The organism is Desulfatiglans parachlorophenolica, assembly GCF_055394735.1.
Window position 1 is genome coordinate 2,836,265 of record NZ_AP042460.1, and the last position, 17,748, is coordinate 2,854,012.

Sequence of the window (17,748 nt, forward strand, 5' to 3'; positions counted from 1 at the left end):
TATAGAAACAAATTTAACTCCTTTACATTTCATCAATCTTCACACCATTATCACTTGGCTTTCCGTAACGATCAGGCATACTGTTGGCTCATAGTTCCTGACAAACAGAAGTTTCCTAAATGTGCCTTTGTCAGTTGACGATGCACCTCCTCCATGGGGATGGCTATGCCAGGTTCCCAGATATGTCACTTTTCCCTTTGTCATTCTTTCGGTCTTCTCTATTTCCTTCTCAAGCCCTTCGATACCCATCACAAACAGGGCCCGTGTTTCGATGCTGTCAGGCGGTGCTTTGATCAGACCTGTTATTACGATCGCCTTCGGATACAGGAAAACCGAACCTAACAACGAACCTCCTGTCTCATTCGGCTCCTTTTCATGCATCAAATCTCTCATTTTATCGATCACCGGTCCAGAGATATACACATCCCAGTCCCGTTCTTTGCCGCTTTCAAGCTTAGTGAATCCAGGGACGGCATACGTTCTTGATGTCAAAGAATAATTATCGTCATATTCTGAAATCAGGACTTCAGAGTTGTCAGGCAGGCCGTTCTCCAATACCCCTTGTATTCGAAGGCTCATCGTCGCAGCTAAAAGGGAAATCCGGGCATCGTCGACTACCAATGTCTGTGAACTGCAAGACTGTCCTATCAGGACATCATCCAGGTTCCGGGAGTACAATATATTTCGGATCTCAGTGTCAGACAACGACTTGTAGTACAGGAAAGCCCATATCGCTGTGAGTCTGCTGGTCATGTCTTTGTTCTCGATCAGCAACAAGCCGCACCGGCCTTTCCTATATAACCCGCACGAGATGACCGGTGGAAGTTCGGGCCTGCTCATCAGGAAATTCCTGACTGATAATGATGCAGCTGTATCGATGATGATCCTTGAATTGCTATAATTGACATTGAGTGCATTCTCTTTGACAGGTTCAGCAGAAACCCTTCCGATGGTAATGATGGATAAAGAGAGCAGTTCAGCTTTGTTTTCGGTATATGTGAATGTCAATGCATGCCGGGCATTGTTGTGAGGCATGAAGATGTCATTATCGATACACCTGAACGGTCCGTTTCCGTTGCGTGCCAAGTGCATGCCGATCTTAGACCCCATGCTGCCGCAACCCAACAATGCTATAGGTCTCGTCTCATCCTTATTGCCCCTTATTCCAGAAATCCGTTGCAGAAGTGCAGGTGATTGCGGTGACACATGTGAGAGCATACCGACATTACAGTCAGGCAGTGTCCGCTTCAGCTCCCTGCCTTTTTTCATCCTATGTTTGGTTTTCTTATTGATGACGAAGTTCAAGAACTCAATATCTGAGGCTGTTCCGATTAAATATACAGGTCTTTTGATGGCAAAAATTACAAACAAGTTATCATCATCGATATTCCCAATATCGATTTCTTTGATGGTATCTTTTAGGCCATTCAAACCGATTGAATTCGCATAATCGTATAGCTGGCCGAGGTTTGCTATATTATTCGGAACGTAATTGTCGATGACCTTAGGTGATGAGAAAATGACAAGCTGGGCTTTCTTTACATTATCTGATTTGGATATCGCTCCGGCAATGATGAATCCATTTTTTCTGATGTATTTGATTTCCATGATTAGAGTTGATGCTTTTTCTTTTTTGAATGCTGAAAGCACCTCATCTATATCATACATGATGAAACCTTCTATGCGGTCATTCCGCATCGGTTCCCATCCCTGTTCATAATTCAGCAGGTCATTCGAAGCTGCTTTTTCCAGCCAGTCTACCAGCTGGTTCAAAATCTCGTTCATCCAACCGGACTGCTGAAGAAGCTCGGACAGATCCCCTTCATAGATGCATGGGAGCACCCTCTTCTCTGATGGATTTATGTGGGGGAAGCATCTCGGGAAATCATCCCTGAGCTGGATTGTCGGGGCTTTGAGCGGAAAGGAGCTGCCGAAAAGGAACATTACATCCTCCTTTTCTTTCACTCCGATTTCGGTAATGCCAGCCTTAACAAACCTACTCGGCAGGTTGACTTTTACCTTCGCTGTGATACTGGCGATTGAATCTGAACCATTGAACTCTATTCCAGAGACATCATCGAATGCATTGTGTTCTGTTATGTATTTATGGGCCTTCTCAAGCCAGAACCTATCCATGAGGATAAGCTTCCTTCGCTGATGCTGATGCCGCCACTGCAAGTTTCGGTTTTTCCGCTATACCTTTCTTCTGCGGCCCGCTACCTGTAAGGTTGAATTCAAGCGGTTCAGGTTTTTTCTCGTCGGGGTATTCGTTGGTGCAATAGAACTGCTTCTCCCCGACGACGTCGACATATTCCTCCTTTGCCGCAACACTTGGCGGGTCCTGGTCTGAATCCTGTATTACCCTGCTCTGCGAAACTACGACGGCCCCTTCCTTTTTTTGGCTGAGAGCGCTTTTCGCATCGTCACACACCTTCGGGTCATCATCCTTGGACTGACTGTCGTATGACAGTGCGTGCCATGAACAGTGATGCGGGGCATATAGTATGTCATATTCCAATTTTCCGGTGTCATCTTCATACTCACCCCACAGGGTTTCCCAGACAAGGCATTCTGCATCCGCAGCCATCAGTAACTTATTATCCTGAGACCCCTGGATGACATTGAACTGCATGACGATGCTCTGCCGGTTCTTGTCAGTGAAGCATTCATCATCCTCATCCTTCTGCTGCTCTATCGGGCTGAGGATGAGACCTTTCAGTTTGGACGAAATATAGCGATTGTTTATCCTGGTGAAGGTGTCGCCGATATCATAGTTGATATCCTCAAGGCCATCGGTCTTTCCGTCCGGATCTTTCCCGACGATTATCGCCCTGTCCCCCTCGGGTTGGATCTCTTTGCCATCCTTGAAGAGTTCGACACGACGTTTCATCTCCTTATTGAATGCCTTCGCATCACTGCACAGCTGGTAGTCCTTGGAGGACGGCTTCCAAAAATTGTGGCTGCTCCATAGCTCCCGGATTACGATCTTTAGTTCATCTGCGTCATCGTCGTAGTCATCAAGCGAACCGGTATGGAAATGTTTCGTGAACCCTTTCAGATGGTCATCATGCCGATGTGTCAATATGAAGGCATCGACATATGGTCGGCCATCGGAATCTGTCGGCAGCCTGTCTCTTAGTTCTTGATTGACATCGCAATGTTCGGCTATCGGATCATCCCCTATCGAGCAGTCGATCAGTATGGTTGTCTCGTCGCTGTCATTGAGCTTGAGCAGGGTCATACCGCCATTCTTTTCCCCCACTGGAAAGAAAGTGACTTTAGAGTTTGCCATTATCATTCTCCTTTAGCCTGGCTTGAGAATTCAGTGAACAATATATCGGCGTAATTGAAAGCAAGTTTTCCGAGGATCTGCCTCTCCATAATGTAGAGCGCAGCAAATACAAGGAAACAGACAAGAAAGAAGCTCATCGGCTTCCAGGCACTGTCCACAAAATATAGTATCGAACATCCCAGAGAACCGACCGTACCCCAGACAACACCAGCTATAAGGTTCCTGAAGAATCCGTATCTGATATTGTATTTGATCGTCATGACACCATGCCCTACCTTTAGCCTGACATGCCCGACCGCTTCACGTGCCTGTAGTCTCGCATTCAGAGGATCGTCCCTCTCTTCATCTTCAGTGGAGAAGGTCGAGCCAAAAGAATCTGATATTATCCTATGTAGTTGTTCTTTTCTTTTCCTTGATATCAGGCCGCCCCTGTAAAGAAGCATGTCGGTCGTAGGAAAATTTTCGCCGCCCTTTCCGAAGACAGACTCCTCGATCCATGTTTTTCCAAGTCCACTCTGTATTTGGACAAGTGCAATCATCACTACACAAGAAAGGCTTATATTGGCGACGGCAGGCATCCAACTTATATTGTCTGCCAACTCATTCCAGAATGTCCTGCCAAGGAGCATTATTGCAAAATGCACCATAGGGATGACAGAAAGAAAAGTTGGAATATACCTTGCTTTTATTTCATACTCATCCAGCCATTTTATTTTAGCCAATTTTAAATGCCCCCGTTACTATATTAAATGCTTTTCGCCATATCATTCGCAATTCGTCCAACGCCGCCGTTCTCGCGCGGCTATAAGCCGTCGCGAGCAACGGCTTGTTGGAAACGTGCTTTCTGTCAGAGCATCACGTAGATCTGCCTACCTCACAGGCGAACGATCTCACCTTCCGCGAACCAGTCAACGCCAGTCACGTACGTGGCAACCTTGGTCACTTCTTTTGTGTACACAACAACGGCGAGGCTCTCCTGTCCTCGACTGCACGTCACGTAGAACAACCGGCGTACTCTTTCTATAGAGGTCTCTTTCCCGTCCGCCTCGTTCTTCTTGTCCGTTGTTGTTGGGGCTTTTGCCCCAAACAGCTTATCGTATTGGAACCAGTTCCCTCGGGCTTCGCCATCATCGAGTACCACCATCACTCTCGGAAACTGCAGTCCCTTGATGCCCTGATGTGTCCCAAATGGCGACCTGTCAGAGATGTACTCCACGTACGCATGTAACTGGCTGAAGGGGGCAGAAAGAGCTTCCCTCCATGCATCGACTGCCGGGTTCTTATCGTCCCCTGAATCCTCTGTCTCTCCCGCGGCGTCGGTGTGGCGCAGAATTGGCGCAAACACGTCGGGGATTGTGAATAGTCCATTTTCCGCGATCGTCTTCAGGATATCGATCAGGAGTGGATCAGCCCCGTCGTCCCACAAGGAAAACACGGACTCCACACATCGCCCCGCCTCGCGGATTCCCTCCAATGATGCTTCACTCGCACCTAGCGTCTCACGCGAGACCATCGGGGAGTGGTCCTTTACGGCCCGGGCAACAGCAAACCTGTCCTTCGCCTGTAGAGCCCGCACCAAGGGCAGAACCTGCTGTGCGAAGAAGGCGACTCCGCTAAGAGTTCCATCAAGGAGACCCGTCCTGAAACTGGAGATGCCGTAGAGCGGCACGAAAAAACCGTCGAAACCCCCTCTGCGCGCCGCCATGTGGTGCTCCAGGGTGAGCACCTTGACCGCTTGCCGGTCGGTCCATTCACCGTCAGAAGCGGCACAGGCCATTCTGGCTGCCACCTCAGCTTCAACTGCGGTTTTGTCCATGCTATCAGTATCATTAACAAGGAACAGTCGTACGACCCCTTCCTTCGCATCCGATCTATGGTCCTGCACTTGTCCGTCCGCATCTGCTCTGATCCGATTCAGAAGCCTGACCACACGCTTGGGGCACCTGTGGTTGGTGATGATAGCAGGTTTCTCCCAATCGTTCGGAATGGCCTGCTCCAGGCCCACCTTCCCATCTGCATAGATGCGCTGCATGGTATCGCCGAATAGGAAGAGACTGAACTGGTCGCGATTCTTGGCCTGTAGCACAAAGAACGCATCAATCAGGTCTTTCTGCGTATCTTGACTCTCATCAACAAGCAAGACGGGATGCTTCCGAATCAAGATCTGCGACATGAGCGGCTTGTCGGCCAGGAACGCTGCGGAGATGGCTATCACCTCGGCATGGTTCAGCGAGTTTTTCCCGATGTTCTCGCCATTTGGGTTGTAGGTGAACTGCTTGATGGCATCGAGGTGCTGAAGCCGCTTGTGCTTCGACTCTATCTGTATCTCCCGCTCAGCGGCTGCCTTCGTTCCGGCCCTTCCCGTCGCTTGCTCTTCCTGAAGCTTGGCGATGTCGGCAGCCAAACGCAGGCGGAGCCACGCGGAGATGTCCTTGTGGTAAGGCCTAATCTGCTCCCAAGCGAAGCTGTGGATCGTGGACACCGCGAAGATCGGATCGAAGTCGATCCTACGTCGGATCTCATCACAGGCAGCATTGGTGTAGGTAATCACGGCAACCTTCTGGCCGGACCGTCGGAAACGATCACCGTAACGCTGTCGGAAGATGTTCATCGCCTCAACAACGGCTCTTGTCTTGCCGGTGCCGGCACCGGCATAGAGGAATAGGCTCCCCGGCTTCTCCAAGTCGAGACAGGCTGCGATCGTTTTCCTCAGCTCATCGTCTTGATTCGTGGCGTCAGGCATTCTTCACCTCCGCCGATACGGAGGCCAGAACGTCCACTGCCCTCGCGTCAAGAGCCTCTTCAAGCCACTTGAGACCATCGGCAATGTAGACTGGCGGCAGCACCTCGCCTGGCTCACTCAGGTACAGGAGTTCCAAGGCCATTTCAGCCTTGCTGCCCTTTTCCAGGTTATCGAACATGTCCTTGCAGGCATCTACGAGCGTTGCCTTTCCGAGGGCGGCTTTGAGCTTTCTCAGCAGCCCTATTGGGTCGCTGTATCCCCTGAACAATTCCACGTTCGTCAGAACCAAGGCATCTTCGAATGTATAGGGAATCGCCTCCGCCTCAGCTTCACCCTCCTTGAACTTCACGGTAATTGGACACTGGTATGCGACCCGGACCAGCTTTTCCGGCGTCTGCTTGGCGTCGGAAGGCAGACCGAGCAACTCATCGAGCCCCTCCTTCTTGGGTACCCAATCTTTGAGAGTGGTATTGCCCGTTCTATACCCCTTGCCGCGCTCGGGCAGCGCCTTCGATGAATTCGACGCCTCAACGGCGTCCAAGTCCGTGATAATCAGGGAAAGAAGTCCAAGTGTCTCCAGCAGCGGCCTCAGCCGATGTGCATGAGCGCCGCCTATCTCAAGGAGTGAAATGTAGCGTTGGTCGAGTTTCGGGAACTTCGTCCGTATGAAGTGCGGCACCAGCATACGTTCAGCCGATCCCTCCACAAGAATAGCCGCATCAGCAAAGAAGAGATCGCAATGAGTTGTCCGGAGGTAGCGAGTGGCGAACTTCGACGTTTCGTCGTGATCACCAAATGTCTTGGATAGATTCACGACCTTAGCTGTCGGAATCTCGCCCTCCTTCGTGGCTGCTTCGCGCCGGAAGTAGCGCAGGCAAGTGAAGTCCGATTCGTGGGCGATATGTGACGAGTGGGTACTGACAATCAACTGCGTGCTGAGTGAATCGTCCTTGAGTGCCGCATGAGCGCGAAGCACCTTGTACGCCTTTTTGATGAAGACCTGTTGCACCTGGGCATGCAGGTGAGCTTCGGGTTCTTCGATCAGCACGACGTGCAAGGGTTCAATGACTGCGCTATCCGCGGCTTGGTTCTTCGCCGCCTTGCCGACGCGCATCCATTCGTCCCTGAACCTGATCAGGCTGAACACCATCGAAATGAGGTTCTGGTAACCAAGTCCGTTGTACTTCTCGGGCAGGGACAAGGAGTCTGCGCCCGGCAGATCAAATTGAACTGCAGTCCTGTGGTCCAGGCTGTCGACTGGACTGAGCTTGCTTGTCAGGGATATCTTGGGATCGCTAAACCCAGGGTAATTGAGCCCCTCAAGCTCACCGATCGCCGACTTGAAGCTCGTCTTGAGCTTCTCGTCAAAGATCGTCTTGGCTGCATCGATTGCCTCCAAGGCTTCCACATCGCTGGGATCCGGGGCGTTTGTCGGATCCAGGTGCTTTAAGAAATACTGCCTCAGCTGCGTCGATAGACTCGCAAAACCGCTGTGCGACTCGTCCTCGGTCTTGGGATCAGAAAAACCTCGTTGGGCGGTAATCACGTCTATCTTGAAAAGGCCGTCAAACGGGTCGACTTTCAAAGGATCGCTATCGGCGGGAAGCGTCTGCGGTTTGGCGATGTCGTTCTCTGGGGCATGGCACTGCGCGGGGTCAAGGATGTACGCCTGCACGCCGAAGTGCTTCTGAAGCTGAAGCTCTCTATCCAGAAAATCCCGCATCGAATGTGGCCAAAGAGACAGTGGTGACTTCTTCTTCGAGGAACTCGACTCAGCTTTACGCGCCGCCTGGTAGGAAACCCGGAAATTCTTGTAGAGCTGCTCCATCTTCTTGGGGGCGAACACGAGTCTCACGCCAAGGAGGTCCTTCGGGGTCCAGTCCAGTGTCGGAAGAAGGTGGGCGATGCGGTGAATGTCCTTCTCGTCAGCCTTAAGCCAGATGTCAATAGCAGGGAGGAAGGGCATCCAAGAGTTCAACGTGAGGGCAGGCTTTTCCTCCTCCTTGGCTGCCGCCCACTGCGCTCCGAATTGGTCCATGGCCAGCCAGTTTGACAGAGTGAAATCTGTCGTCGCGAAATCCCTGTGACGGCTCTTCTTGAGAAAGAGGATTAAGGCGTCCATCGCGGAGGTTTTTCCGCTATTGTTAGCGCCGACAAAGATCGTTTCGGTTGTCGCGATCTCGACGCGGCATGCCTTCAGCTTCCGGAAGTTCTGAATCTCAACAAAAGAAATCTTCATTCAGTGCTCTCCTGCGACCGCCCTTTACGACGCCACGGCCGCTTTCCAACGGTACGGCTCAGCGGCGGTACTCCGGCCGCTGGAGCCGTTTGTTCGCATTTCAATGTTTCAATTGTCCGTGAAATAATCGGAGTCCAGTCTTTTAAGTTCATACACGGCATCGGTTGCGACGCCGACACCGAAGTCGATCATGAACTGCGCCAGTTGTTGACCGTCAATCAGGATGATCTTGTTGTCGATATTGGCCGCGAACTCCTTGGCTGTGTCGCAGAACCGTGAAGTCGTAATGAAGATTCCCTTTCGGGCGCGTTTGCCTTGCAACGCGCCGGCAAACTTCTGAATCTCGGGTCTAGAAATGGGATCTTCCCATTTCTTGGCCTGAATATAGATGATGTCCAGGCCAAGACGGTCTTCTTTGATGATGCCGTCGATTCCTTCGTCACCGCTACGCCCGATGGCCTGTCCAGCGTCCTTTCGGGAGCCGCCGTAGCCCATCTTAACAAGCACCTCAACGACCACTTTCTCGAAGAAGACCGGCGAAGCCGACTTCAGTTGGGCGATAATCTCGCTTGCGAGGTTCTCGCGCAAGGTCTGATACGCATATTCAAGCTGTTCGGCCGGAGTCTTGGTTTCCTGTTCCTCCGGGCCGGATGAACTCTCCTGCTGCCGCCGATTCTCTTTGTGCTTGTCGCGTGCGGCCTCGTATTCGGGGAATTTCCGAAGAAACCGGAGGTTAATCTCCTGTGGATTCTCCTTCAGAATGTCTTGCCCACGCTCGGTTATGCGGAAAACGCCGCGTCGGGTGTTTTCCAGAATGTCCGCCATCTTCATGTGCGCGCGTGCCCAGGCAACGCGGTTGTCGATCACGCATTGCTGTCCGGTGGGGAGGAGTTCTTTCTGTTCTTCCTCCGTCAAGCCAAATTCCTGCGCGAGAGCATCGAGGGCTTCCCTGTTTGTGTGCTCTTTCCCGTCGGCACAGAACTTCAGAAGCGGAAGCATGATGCTCTGGAAATCAGGTATCGCCATATCTTGTCTCCCTTTCCCTCATGCGAACGCTTAAAATCAGCGGCGCGTCTTTTTGCGTCCGCTGAATTTTTTTGTTCGGCGATTCCGTCATTTCTCTTTGAGTATTAGCGATAAAACTTCCTTCTCAAAATTACCATTTGCTTGGCAAAATGTACCAGAATGCGAACCACTGGCCGGGAACCGATTGCCTTGGTTTGTATTAAAGGAAATAGTGTCAGAAAATGATTGTGATGCGCCTTGAACGTTCCTAACTGTGCCGGATTTTGTAAGTACATATTTGGTATTTGCAGTGATTATTGTCCTATTCGGAGCTATTTCCTCCACAATTAAATTGGGTGCGGCTCTTTTAGAACGACTTTGAGCTGCATTTTTTATCGTATGTTATCAAAAATTTGAACAGAAAAATTCCTCTTATTTAATGATCTTCAGATGACTACGACGACGTTCTGGAGCGTGTGTTGGCTTGATTGTGGGGGGTACGATGCCACCGGCGTAAAGGCTTCGATCGTTTCTTTCATATTCCTGTACTTCATGAAATTCCCAGTACTCATCAAAATCGTGGCTGGAGCGCAATGCACGGAGACGCAACACGGCCTCGGCCCCGTTCAAGCTCCATCGGGCGCCAGTCACTTCCATGCGATCTTTGACCATATGACGACAAGCGCCTTCAATGACTCCCGTAACAATGGGAAATCCTTGAGCAAGGTAATCGTTGTATTTCAGATAGGGTCCATAGGTGAGCAGGTAATTGGCGCAGACATCGACGGGTTTGCGTTCTGGCGGGGTAAAGTCTCGCAATGTGGCGCTGCGGCGTATGCCTCCAGCAACATACCCGGCCTTTCCCCGCAGGATTTCAAGAAGCCGCACGCGAACCCAATTTTCCAGCTTTTCACCGGACTCGGAGTGAAACGCCCTGCTCGCACTCCAAAGATACTCTGTTACATGAACGAAATCGAGAATGATGGTCAGATCGATGCCTCTCTCTTTGGCTATGCGGCGCAGGAGGCGAATCTGGGTCTTATTGCCGTCAACCAGTGCCACCCACTTCTTTCGATGCCCGGGATCCCGACAAGCTGCCTCCTCGAACGCTTTTTCGATCACCTCTTCCGGGGTCTTCTCCAGACTCGCCCAAACCCGTTTTCTCTCAGGCCGGGGGCAAGGCAGCTCGACACGTTCAGAGTCGGTTTCGGGAACCATGTCCTCCGGTTTACGCACAAAGGGCGCAATCGTGTAAACGGCGGCCACAGTAGCCATGCGCTTGGCGTTTTTCTTCTCCCCCTTGGAAAGCCTCGCGCCCATCTTGTGCTTACGTGCCTTGGCGGCCTTACGGGTTTGCTCTCGAAGATCCTCCGTCCGCATCACTACCCCTTTGCCATCGACGCTTATCACCATAATCGAGTCATTTTCTTCAACCACTGCCGGTTGTGCTTGACGGGTCTCGTAAAAAGCATCGAAGTCCTGGGCTGCAAGCCTGACCAGTTCCTCGATCTGACGCTTCGGGATATGACCTCCAGTGATTTTACCGATGCTCTCGAAGGTCTCGTCGAAGGAACTCCTTGCAGCTTCTTCTGCCACACGGCGGCTCAGTTCAAGGGAATACTTTTTGTCGGGCAGATCGAGCTCGGCATCCAGCGGATGCAGACTACGGCTCCCCTCCTGGCCGTAGCCCGCGCGTTCTATCGAGACCGTGCCGAAAATCGTCTCGAACTCTCGCTTCTGAAGCCTCGCCCGCGGCCGCTTGACGCCATCGGAGCCCTGAACGGGTTGTGCACTTTCTCCAGGACCCCGGGATCCCAAATGCTCCTGCAAGAGTTTGCGCATCAGTTCCCGACCCATCTTGTCGAGCTCCCGTTCAATCTCACTATGGGTCATCGAGCGAACCTCCTCGGAATCCAGGCGCCCAGCCATTTCTTCAAACCCCTGCCTCGACTGCTCATAAAAGCGCTCCCGGGACGACAATACGGCCAATGCATTCATCGTCCCTTACCCTCCGAAGCCGTCTCGGAGCCTTATCGCTGCATCCTTGACAAGCGGGTAGACCATCACGGTTTTCACTTCCGCTCCATGACGCTGATGGGCGCGGTCCATCCGGCCTCGACCACTGGTTTCCCCCAGAACGATAAAGTTGGCGGCCCGGTAACACCCTCCGTGAAACCGTTCCCGGTCCACCAGCGTTTCCACCAGCCAGGGATCGATCCCATAATGATCCCGCCAGTCCTTTCGCAGTCGCCGAAGCACGCAGGAGAGCAACGCACTGGCCAGATTGCGTATTCTTGGCAGCATCAACAGCCGGCTGTTGTTCACAACCCGTTGAAGACTTCGCTCCCGTGCCGCATCGTCCCAGCCGATCCATCGATCCCTGACCCTCATCCGCCAGGCCGGGCTGGAAAACTGTACGCATCCGACCACTTGCCGTCCTGGCTTCATCACGTAGACCAGGTATTGAAGCCTCGCCCCGAACGGCATGGCATATCCCAGGTAGTGGTGCCGGCTCACAAGATCCTTGAAAAGACTGCGCTGTTTCTGGCTCTTCACCACCTCCACATCCAAGGGCAAAAACGACTCCACACTCCCCGCCAGTCCGGCCCATGGTTGCTCGCCTGTCTGGGGCGCAATGTGCCGCCTCGTGCCTTTCTTCGGTCCAATCTGCCGAGCTTCCGGAAGTTTCAAAAACCCCTGGCCTTCCAGCCGTTCCAAAAAGTCCAAACATTCGCAAGCTTTCAGTCCGCCATTGGCTCGGCGCCACTCCAGCAACTCGCACACCGTATGCGAGAGTTCGGTTCGGCTGATTCCTGCACAGGTCTCGACCACTTCTTGCATCAAAAAAAGCTCTTCGCGCGTAAACTCCCGACCACAGAATCGCTGATTGTCTATTGCGGTGATCATCCCAGTCCTCCTTTGCCATTTTTCCATAACAAAGAAATGGGGCAAAGTCCAGCAAAAAATGATCATCTCCGCAAAAAAGTGCTTTCATCGTTGTCCCGAGCTATTGCCCTTGGGAGATCTAGAAAAAAGGGTATATCGTCTCCCCGATATGCTATTTCATCCACAAACAACCAATGCCTAAGTTTGCACAGTGCCTAACTCGCTATGATTGTTCTTTTTTAGCGTGGTTCCAAAAGAGCCGCACCCAATTCCATTACCCAATTGACGTCGTATAAGACTCCATTATCGCGGCCTAAATGGAATTAGGCTGCCGAAGCGGCGGATAATTCAACGCTAGGGAGGATTAGGCTTCAAATCTGGCGCAATTAAATCTTGACATTCGCAGATTCGTACTGTAAATAAAGCTATAAGTTTTCTGGTGTGGAAAGAATGATCGCCCGGATCCACAGCTTCCCCTGTCTCGGATCTTGCCTCCTCGATGCCTCCGCCCTTCTAAGAGCCCCCCATGAGCAGCACCCCCGAATCCACCCAAGTGGACAAACCTGAAGGCAAGCCGAAATGACGTCCATACAGCGGCTGCCGGTCGTTTTTACGCGCGATGAGGTGCAGGCTATTCTGGCCCGCCTCGATGAAGTCCTCTGGATTATGGGTAGGCTTCTCTATGGATCGGGGCTCCGGTTGATGGAATGCCTCCGGCTGAGGATAAGGGACATCGATTTCAAATATGGCCAAATTACCGTCAGGGAGGGCAAGGACCAAAAGGACCGCTACACCATGCTGCCGGTCTCGGTCAGCGATCCACTTGAAAAACACCTCGAAAGGGTCCGACTCATCCATATGAAAGATCTCGAAAACGGGTATGGAAGGGTGAATCTGTCCTGCAGCGCGCTGTAAAAATGGCGATCCGGGAGGCCCGGTATCCTTAAACACGGAAGTTGCCATACGTTCAGGCACAGTTTCGCCACCCACCTGCTCGAAAATGGCTACGATATTCGAACGGTCCAGGAACTGCTGGGTCACAAAGATGTCAGCACAACGATGATCTATACGCATGTACTCAGCAAAGGAGGGAAAGCGGTCAAAAGCCGGTTGGATTGAAACACGGTGAGTGTATCGAATTTCCACTACCGTCGGGAATGATGTTCCCTCATGTTTCAGCGCACCTTTTTCTGCGCACAACTCCGGCTTGACTACCGATCGGGCAAATCATCGTAAAAGTCATACTGAATGTCAATCTAATTTCGTTTATATATTGAACAGAAAGAGCGGTTTCAGTTCGAAGGGGATTCTACACGTCTCGTAGGCGCTGCATTGGCGTCTGCCAGGATTGAAATGGGAACTGGAAAAGGGGAAGGTGTGCAGGCGTCAAGGAGGCAAAAGTTTATCCCTATCACGATCATTATAAATTGCACGCTCATTGTCATGCTTCTCAATGGTATTATGACTTGACTTCATCTATCGGCAATATCTGTTTCCCATGGCGAACAGTGAGTATAGATATTTGTTTTGTTCCGATGTGATAAATGACCCGATAATTTCCGTAAATTATCTCTCTGAATTCCCGTTCATTGATTTCAGGGACAATCCTCCCAATTTCTGGATTGGATTGAAGTTGTTCAACCTTTGAAAATACTGCACGAATCCATTTGTCTGCTGCCATAGGTTTGTCTTGAGCAATGTAATCAACTAGTTCCGATATCCTTTCAACAGCAAGAGGAGACCACACTATTTGCATTGAGGAACTCGCTTCAACAATTTGTCTTTGGCCTCTTGGTGAAGGATGCCTTCTCCTTTTGCCAGTTGGTTGAGAGAGGTTTGAACGTCTGAAAGGAGTTCAATTTTTTCTTGCATGGCTTCAAATTCACTTGCGCTCAACAGCACGGCAACGCCTTTGCCATGCTGTGTAATGATAACCGGACGCTTCGTGTTATGGACTTGTTTGATGTAAGAAGCCATGGCATTTCTGACTTCCGACATTGGCCTGATGTCTTGATCAATTTTGAGTTTTTGCATTTTGCACCTCATTCAGTATTCATTTTGTACAAAATATCATACAAAGTCATGTGCGATCAAGTGTTTTTTATTAGGGATAACTTTTCAATCGAAACCGCGCAAGCTTCTGTTATCACGCACTAAAATGCGATTGGGCTGCCGTCCCCGTTTTTGTCGATATTCCGGTCCAGGGCGTAAATCGCCGGGGGATAGGCGTCACCCTTTTCGTAGTGGGAGAGAACCCCCTTCAGGAGACTGACGGGCTCTTCGAAGACCCCGTCGACCACCTCCCCTGGGACACTGTAATAGAGAGTCTCCATCCGGAAATGATTTCCCGGTGCAACCCGGTTTCCAATCCGGAAATGAGGATTTTTTGCCAATATCAAGGAAATCAAGCGTTTGCGCGGAGGCGACCTGTGGGTCGCCGCACAAGCAAACGTGCAGATTGACGCCGAGATTGGCAAAAAAGACCATTTCCGGATGGAAACTCTCTAGTTCTTAAAACGCGCACTACAAACAAGCCTAATAATATGTCCTGTTGATTACAGCCATGTCATGCGTTACAAAAAACTATAAATTTAAAGCGTGTTGCCAAGTTCCACATTAAGGTGCCCATTTGAAGCCCAACGCCAAGCCAACCGGCACGATGGGATAATGGCGCGGTTTTTTGCGGGTTTTTCCAAAAACCATGACACCCCTTCGTTTCCGAGTTCAGCGCCGGTTTATGTGTTTACTTTCAATGCAACCCTATTTGAATTTCTGCGACCTCTCCAAATTGTTATCAAATCTGTTTTTACAAACTGAAAGATGAACAGCCGGGTATGAAACAACTGTCACCTAAATTGATCGATTTCCAGGTTAACATACGATTCTCATTCAGTGATATCAGAAATTCGACGGTTGTTACGTCTTCACCCAATGGGTATGATAGGCTTAAAACCGCTAGAACCAGATATATCAAACCCTCATCGGATTTTTGCAGAAAAGAATCTCTCAAGTCAGATTTTAATCTATTGCTACAGAGTGAAGTTGTCCGCTTATAGGCTGTCAATAAAATGGGAAAACCATTCCCAGCCGTATCTCGTCATTTTTCCGACAAGTTTTTCCGGTATTTTGCTATCAGGAGCTTTTCGGATATCCACGCCCAGAAGGGGAACAGTGTTCGATAACGCACAGTCAATCTCCCAGGCGGCATCTGAATCGGATGCTGTATTTTCGGAAACCATCATCATCACTCCGTCCGATTCACGGATTTTTTTCTCTGCGATCTGTTTCCACTGCTCTGATTTCAATCCGCGCCGATCAGATGTGAGGAAATCGAATGTATTATTTGTATAAAAGCCCCATCGCTGTCTGAAACTGACCATCATATCTCTGTATCGGATGTCAGATTCTGCGCACCCGACATAAATTTTCTTATGCGCTCCTTGCGGATTCTGACTTTCTGTCAGATTTCCGATTCTGACATTATGTACAATCATCTGAATCTCCCTTTTCCCATGAAGATAGAGATCCGTTAAGACAGCTCTAATAATCTTACTTATAACACATAACGGCTGGCTCACCCGACCGGCCCTGTTTGCCGGATCCGAGTGAAGTCGGTGGTTGACGAATTGATATTTTTATTTTAATGTCGTTTCTATTCTACAATTCTGTATCCTGCTGAGCCTAAAGATGGACGAGTATAGATAAATAACATTTCAACTGGCTCAGGAAAAGGATTGTAGAACCAATGAACTTCTCCACGAGGAACGAACATTGTATCGCCTTTTTTCATTTCAACTTCTTTATCTTTTAATCCACTAATTCCCTTGCCAGAAAGAATATATATCACTTCCTCAGCATTTTCGTGGATATGCTTTTTATGTGTTGATGTTTCTGATTCAAATTTGCAGTAAGCAAAAGTAATATCTTCTGATCCAACTGTGTTTTTATCTGCAAGAATTATTCTTGTTGCATTATCTAGATCTTTTATTGGTTCATTTCTGCCATCTTCTAATCCAATTACTAATTTCATTTTATTTCCTCGAATTTAATTATAATCGATAACCCGAAAAGGGTAACTTGGGGCATTTTTTAGCAGTCAAGTTCACGCACCAGTTAGCGCTCAATTAGCGGCGGCTAAACAGGCGGGACGTTTTGGAAAGATGCTCGATTTTTGATCCTGGCCCTAATGATCTCCGCTCGTTACAGTGTGTCCCGTTCGGCAACGATTCTTCATCTTCTACAGCCCATACTGGTCTCCGTTTCGCCGCAACCACTCTTCATGGATTTCATATTCCGGGGCTGCCCGCCTCAATCGTTCATAAAAGGCCGGGCTGTGGTTATGTTCGTGAAGATGTACCAACTCATGAAGGATCAGATAATCAATCCGCTCCGGTGGCAGAAGGATCAGCCGCCAATGAAACAGAATCTTCCCTTTCTCCGTGCAAGATCCCCAGCGGAAACCAAGATCACGAATTTCGATGGATTCCGGCTGTATGCCTACCCGGTCTTGCAGCATATGGACGCGCTTGGGAATCCACTCGGCAGCACGTTTCCCATACCAATGAATAAACACTTCCCGCCCCCTGGGAGCTACAGCACGGGGCATCAGAAAACGGTTCCCTTGGAAACGAAGCGGCTCCCCATTTCTGAAGGGCTGCGGTTCATCGAGGAGCTTCAGCCGGTATTTCCGCCCGCGATAATAGAAGCCTTCGCCGGAAACATACTCCTTTGCCGGCATCTGGTACAGTTCTTCCTCTTTTCGGCCGAGCTGCCGGTAGATCCAGAGAAGTTTCTCCCGGACCATGGCCTCCAGTTTTTCCTGGTCCGTCTTATCCGGGGCATAGAGAAGAACACGCCCATCGCGTTCCACGCTCAGTTCAACGGTTTTGCGGCGGGCACTGCGTCTCACCTCGACAGCGATGTCCTTAATCGCGATTCTTTCCATTGCCCCACACTAACAGCCGATGAAGGTTTCTGGCCTGGTCAACCACTCGGGTGGCCAGTTCCGCTATTTTGTCCCTGGCAATCTTCCCGCTTCGCAAGAGGGACCTGTACACCGACTTTTCCAGGGACCGGCGGCTGTGTTCATCCCGCCAGAAATCAACCAGTCGTATTTTTTCCCGAATCTCATCCACCGTGGCCACGGTCAAATCGACCACTTCCTTGAAAACCGGGTCATCACTTTTCAATTCCTGACCTTGCGTTTTTTCGATCGCCTCCTTCAATGTCCCGAAAAAGGGGGCATGCAAACGCGGGTCAAGTCCCGGCACGGTCTGCTTTCCTTCCCGTTCCAATTCATCCCGAATGAATTTTCGGAGTGCCTCTTCCAGAGCCTCCCAGTTATCTTTGAGCTGCTGGATGATTGCCTCCAGCCGTTCGCTCAATTTTTTGTAATGCGCAGGATCTTCATCGTAGCGAAGCCGGATCTGATGGCGCAAGGCGTGCTTCATCTCCGACGCCCTGGCGCGAGCGTTCTTCTTGCGCTTGACCTCATCCAGAAAATGAATATCCGTGATGGCCACCGGTGCAATCCGCGGATCGATACCCTGGGCCGAAACATACTCATCGATCAGCCGCTTCATA

Annotated in this window: 15 protein-coding genes and 1 pseudogene; 1 reads left to right on the plus strand and 15 read right to left on the minus strand. The window is 50.4% G+C overall.

Annotated elements, in window-relative coordinates; translation table 11 throughout:
* Positions 1-39: 39 nt before the first annotated feature.
* The 8 genes from ACZ500_RS13310 to ACZ500_RS13345 form a co-directional block, all read right to left on the minus strand.
* Entirely contained in the window at positions 40-2,136 is a 2,097-nt protein-coding gene (locus tag ACZ500_RS13310) for a Mov34/MPN/PAD-1 family protein (protein WP_464232947.1), read from the minus strand.
* Positions 2,129-3,292 carry a ComEC/Rec2 family competence protein gene (locus tag ACZ500_RS13315; RefSeq protein ID WP_464232948.1) on the minus strand — a complete coding sequence of 388 codons (1,164 nt, stop codon included), beginning with the start codon at positions 3,290-3,292 and terminating at the stop codon, positions 2,129-2,131. The genes ACZ500_RS13310 and ACZ500_RS13315 overlap by 8 nt, the downstream gene beginning before the upstream one ends.
* Before the next feature lie 2 nt (positions 3,293-3,294).
* Positions 3,295-4,014, minus strand: a complete 720-nt coding sequence (locus ACZ500_RS13320; protein WP_464232949.1) for a hypothetical protein — start codon at positions 4,012-4,014, stop codon at positions 3,295-3,297.
* Between the two features lie 152 nt (positions 4,015-4,166).
* The gene (locus tag ACZ500_RS13325; protein WP_464232950.1) at positions 4,167-6,035 is read right to left on the minus strand and encodes a UvrD-helicase domain-containing protein; all 1,869 of its coding nucleotides are present in this window, start codon (positions 6,033-6,035) and stop codon (positions 4,167-4,169) included.
* Positions 6,028-8,274 (minus strand): AAA family ATPase, encoded by a 2,247-nt coding sequence (locus ACZ500_RS13330; protein WP_464232951.1) that lies wholly within the window; start codon positions 8,272-8,274, stop codon positions 6,028-6,030. The genes ACZ500_RS13325 and ACZ500_RS13330 overlap by 8 nt, the downstream gene beginning before the upstream one ends.
* 108 nt (positions 8,275-8,382) lie before the next feature.
* Complete coding sequence (locus ACZ500_RS13335; RefSeq protein WP_464232952.1) at positions 8,383-9,300, minus strand: restriction endonuclease; 918 nt, start codon at positions 9,298-9,300, stop codon at positions 8,383-8,385.
* A 411-nt stretch (positions 9,301-9,711) separates the two neighbouring features.
* Positions 9,712-11,277, minus strand: a complete 1,566-nt coding sequence (locus tag ACZ500_RS13340) for an ISKra4 family transposase (protein ID WP_464232953.1) — start codon at positions 11,275-11,277, stop codon at positions 9,712-9,714.
* A gap of 6 nt (positions 11,278-11,283) precedes the next feature.
* Positions 11,284-12,186 (minus strand): DUF4338 domain-containing protein, encoded by a 903-nt coding sequence (locus tag ACZ500_RS13345; protein ID WP_464232954.1) that lies wholly within the window; start codon positions 12,184-12,186, stop codon positions 11,284-11,286.
* Positions 12,187-12,756: 570 nt separating this feature from the next.
* On the opposite strand from ACZ500_RS13345, the pseudogene ACZ500_RS13350 reads away from it, so the two are divergent.
* Positions 12,757-13,284: pseudogene (locus ACZ500_RS13350) on the plus strand (tyrosine-type recombinase/integrase); the annotation flags it as partial.
* Between the two features lie 340 nt (positions 13,285-13,624).
* On the opposite strand, the gene ACZ500_RS13355 reads toward ACZ500_RS13350, so the two are convergent.
* From ACZ500_RS13355 to ACZ500_RS13385, 7 genes are all read right to left on the minus strand, one after another.
* Positions 13,625-13,921 (minus strand): type II toxin-antitoxin system RelE/ParE family toxin, encoded by a 297-nt coding sequence (locus ACZ500_RS13355; protein ID WP_464232955.1) that lies wholly within the window; start codon positions 13,919-13,921, stop codon positions 13,625-13,627.
* On the minus strand, positions 13,912-14,199 hold the full coding sequence (locus tag ACZ500_RS13360) for a type II toxin-antitoxin system Phd/YefM family antitoxin (protein WP_464232956.1): 288 nt from the start codon (positions 14,197-14,199) through the stop codon (positions 13,912-13,914). Before ACZ500_RS13360 ends, ACZ500_RS13355 begins: the two co-directional genes overlap by 10 nt.
* 195 nt (positions 14,200-14,394) lie before the next feature.
* Positions 14,395-14,652: a hypothetical protein gene (locus ACZ500_RS13365; protein ID WP_464232957.1), complete on the minus strand. Its 258-nt coding sequence runs from the start codon at positions 14,650-14,652 to the stop codon at positions 14,395-14,397.
* Positions 14,653-15,215: 563 nt separating this feature from the next.
* Positions 15,216-15,659: a TIR domain-containing protein gene (locus ACZ500_RS13370; protein WP_464232958.1), complete on the minus strand. Its 444-nt coding sequence runs from the start codon at positions 15,657-15,659 to the stop codon at positions 15,216-15,218.
* Between the two features lie 158 nt (positions 15,660-15,817).
* Positions 15,818-16,195 carry a cupin domain-containing protein gene (locus ACZ500_RS13375; protein WP_464232959.1) on the minus strand — a complete coding sequence of 126 codons (378 nt, stop codon included), beginning with the start codon at positions 16,193-16,195 and terminating at the stop codon, positions 15,818-15,820.
* Between the two features lie 207 nt (positions 16,196-16,402).
* A complete protein-coding gene (locus ACZ500_RS13380; protein WP_464232960.1) occupies positions 16,403-17,110 on the minus strand; it encodes a M48 family metallopeptidase in 708 nt (235 codons plus the stop codon).
* Positions 17,091-17,747 carry a hypothetical protein gene (locus tag ACZ500_RS13385; protein ID WP_464232961.1) on the minus strand — a complete coding sequence of 219 codons (657 nt, stop codon included), beginning with the start codon at positions 17,745-17,747 and terminating at the stop codon, positions 17,091-17,093. The genes ACZ500_RS13380 and ACZ500_RS13385 overlap by 20 nt, the downstream gene beginning before the upstream one ends.
* Position 17,748 lies beyond the last annotated feature (1 nt).

What these genes read in the sequence shown, in the direction of transcription:
- ACZ500_RS13325 (WP_464232950.1), bottom strand. Translation starts at nt 6,035, where the DNA reads ATGCCTGACGCCACGAATCAAGACGATGAGCTGAGGAAAACGATCGCA.
- ACZ500_RS13335 (WP_464232952.1), bottom strand. Translation starts at nt 9,300, where the DNA reads ATGGCGATACCTGATTTCCAGAGCATCATGCTTCCGCTTCTGAAGTTC.
- ACZ500_RS13385 (WP_464232961.1), bottom strand. Translation starts at nt 17,747, where the DNA reads ATGAAGCGGCTGATCGATGAGTATGTTTCGGCCCAGGGTATCGATCCG.
- ACZ500_RS13365 (WP_464232957.1), bottom strand. Translation starts at nt 14,652, where the DNA reads ATGGTCTTTTTTGCCAATCTCGGCGTCAATCTGCACGTTTGCTTGTGC.
- ACZ500_RS13370 (WP_464232958.1), bottom strand. Translation starts at nt 15,659, where the DNA reads ATGATTGTACATAATGTCAGAATCGGAAATCTGACAGAAAGTCAGAAT.
- ACZ500_RS13375 (WP_464232959.1), bottom strand. Translation starts at nt 16,195, where the DNA reads ATGAAATTAGTAATTGGATTAGAAGATGGCAGAAATGAACCAATAAAA.
- ACZ500_RS13380 (WP_464232960.1), bottom strand. Translation starts at nt 17,110, where the DNA reads ATGGAAAGAATCGCGATTAAGGACATCGCTGTCGAGGTGAGACGCAGT.
- ACZ500_RS13345 (WP_464232954.1), bottom strand. Translation starts at nt 12,186, where the DNA reads ATGATCACCGCAATAGACAATCAGCGATTCTGTGGTCGGGAGTTTACG.
- ACZ500_RS13310 (WP_464232947.1), bottom strand. Translation starts at nt 2,136, where the DNA reads ATGGATAGGTTCTGGCTTGAGAAGGCCCATAAATACATAACAGAACAC.
- ACZ500_RS13360 (WP_464232956.1), bottom strand. Translation starts at nt 14,199, where the DNA reads ATGCAAAAACTCAAAATTGATCAAGACATCAGGCCAATGTCGGAAGTC.
- ACZ500_RS13355 (WP_464232955.1), bottom strand. Translation starts at nt 13,921, where the DNA reads ATGCAAATAGTGTGGTCTCCTCTTGCTGTTGAAAGGATATCGGAACTA.
- ACZ500_RS13315 (WP_464232948.1), bottom strand. Translation starts at nt 3,292, where the DNA reads ATGGCAAACTCTAAAGTCACTTTCTTTCCAGTGGGGGAAAAGAATGGC.
- ACZ500_RS13340 (WP_464232953.1), bottom strand. Translation starts at nt 11,277, where the DNA reads ATGAATGCATTGGCCGTATTGTCGTCCCGGGAGCGCTTTTATGAGCAG.
- ACZ500_RS13330 (WP_464232951.1), bottom strand. Translation starts at nt 8,274, where the DNA reads ATGAAGATTTCTTTTGTTGAGATTCAGAACTTCCGGAAGCTGAAGGCA.